This window comes from Microbacterium sp. LWH12-1.2 (assembly GCF_040675825.1).
Taxonomy (GTDB): domain Bacteria; phylum Actinomycetota; class Actinomycetes; order Actinomycetales; family Microbacteriaceae; genus Microbacterium.
On sequence record NZ_JBEGIJ010000002.1, the window covers coordinates 1 to 1,795 of the forward strand.

3 protein-coding genes are annotated in these 1,795 nt (G+C 68.2%); 2 read left to right on the forward strand and 1 reads right to left on the reverse strand.

Translation table 11 applies throughout. From position 1 onward, the window contains the following. Positions 1-200, reverse strand: a 200-nt coding sequence (locus MRBLWH12_RS18480) for an alpha/beta fold hydrolase (RefSeq protein ID WP_363551409.1), incomplete at its 3' end; no start/stop codon positions are given. 122 nt (positions 201-322) lie between these two features. Here MRBLWH12_RS18480 and MRBLWH12_RS18485 point away from each other — a divergent pair. Further along, positions 323-748 carry a DoxX family protein gene (locus MRBLWH12_RS18485; protein WP_363551410.1) on the forward strand — a complete coding sequence of 142 codons (426 nt, stop codon included), beginning with the start codon at positions 323-325 and terminating at the stop codon, positions 746-748. Further along, positions 745-1,795 (forward strand): cryptochrome/photolyase family protein (locus MRBLWH12_RS18490; protein WP_363551411.1); only part of this gene is annotated, 1,051 nt, incomplete at its 3' end. The genes MRBLWH12_RS18485 and MRBLWH12_RS18490, both read left to right, overlap by 4 nt.

The following is a 1,795-nucleotide window of genomic DNA, read 5'->3' on the forward strand; positions in this document are numbered from 1 at the left end:
GTGCCCACGACAACCAGGCTCGTTCCTTCTTCGATGTCGGCGACGGCCGCCTCGGCGTAGTCGTCCAGCGTCAGCGAGTCATCGTCGCCTGGCAGGTCAGGGGCGAAGACCCGGTGCCCTCGTGACTCCAGAGCGGCTTGCACACGATGCCAAGCCCACCCGGTGTCGCCTCCCCCGTGAATGAGCAGGAATGTCGTCATGATGCAGCCTCCTCGATGCCCGCCCCGCTGACGCGGCGAGCTTCGCTCCGTTGTGACGATGGTAGGCAACGCCGCTCATGAAGTGAAGAAGTGGCTCCAGGTGTCACATGTAGCGTGAAGAGATGAGCAGAGCAATCGCACGATGGGCGCTGGCGATCGCGCTGGGGGCAATCGGGATCGGGCATTTCGTGTCCCCGCGCGGCTTCCGCGTCGTCGTGCCGGACTGGGCGACGCGGATGACCCGGCTCGACAAGGATGCGATCGTCATCGCCTCGGGAGCCGCTGAAGTCGCACTCGCCGCTGGTCTGCTCACTCTGCCGAAGGAACGACGACGAATCGGATGGGCGACCGCCGCCTTCTTCGTGGCCGTGTTCCCCGGCAACGTCCATCAGTGGCGCACCCAGCGCTCAACGCCCGGGCTCGACACCGATGCCAAGCGACTCGGCCGGCTGTTCCTGCAGCCGCTGCTCGTGCTCTGGGCCCTCTGGGCCACCGGCGAACAGACGACCTCGACCGCGAGGCGTCGCCGGATGAGGAGTCCGCGGTGACATCCCCGTCGCTCGTCTGGTTCCGCGATGATCTGCGGATCGCCGACAACCCCGCGCTGCACGCAGCGATCGAGCGGGGCGAGCCTGTCGTGGCGCTCTACGTCCTCGACGAGCACTCACCCGGCATTCGCTCGCTGGGCGGTGCCGCGCGGTGGTGGCTTCATCACTCGCTCGCATCCCTCGCGGAGCGGCTGCGCGAACGCGGCGCACAACTGATCCTGCGTCGAGGGCCGGCAGACCGCATCCTGCGTGAAGCCGTGAACGATGTCGGTGCCGCTGCGGTGTTCTGGAACCGACGCTACGGGGGCGCGGAACGTGCCATCGATGCGGATCTGAAGTCGTCGCTGCGGGCGGACGGCATCGAGGTCGCGTCGTTCGCCGCCTCGCTGCTGCACGAGCCGTGGACCGTGACGACCGGCGGCGGGACGCACTATTCGGTATTCACCCCCTTCTGGCGCGCGTGCCTCGCCATGCCGACGCCCCGTATGCCCCTTGCGGAGCCGCGCGAGATCGACGGATGGCGATCGGATGCGGCATCCGACGCGCTTGACGACTGGGAACTGCTGCCCGCACGACCCGACTGGGCAGAAGGACTTCGGGAGACGTGGGAGCCCGGCGAGCCGGCCGCTCGACGACGACTTCGCTCGTTTCTCGAGGAGGACCTCCCCGCGTACGACCGCGCTCGGGACGAGCCGTCGGCAGGTGCGACATCGCTGCTGTCCCCACGGCTGAGGTGGGGCGAGCTGAGCCCCTTCACGGTCTGGCACGAAGCCACCGCCGTCGACGGCGCCGGAGGGTTCCTGTCGGAGCTCGGGTGGCGTGAGTTCGCCTGGCACACGCTGTACCACTTCCCGGGCCTTGCCACGGAGAATCTGCGTCGGGAGTTCGATGCGTTTCCGTGGCCGCGCCTCGACCAGGCGCATCTGGAGTCCTGGCAGCGCGGTCGCACCGGCGTCCCCCTCGTCGACGCTGGAATGAGAGAGCTCTGGCGCACCGGCTACATGCACAACCGCGTGCGCATGGTCGCCGCCTCGTTCCTCGTGAAGA

What these genes read in the sequence shown, in the direction of transcription:
- MRBLWH12_RS18485 (WP_363551410.1), top strand. Translation starts at nt 323, where the DNA reads ATGAGCAGAGCAATCGCACGATGGGCGCTGGCGATCGCGCTGGGGGCA.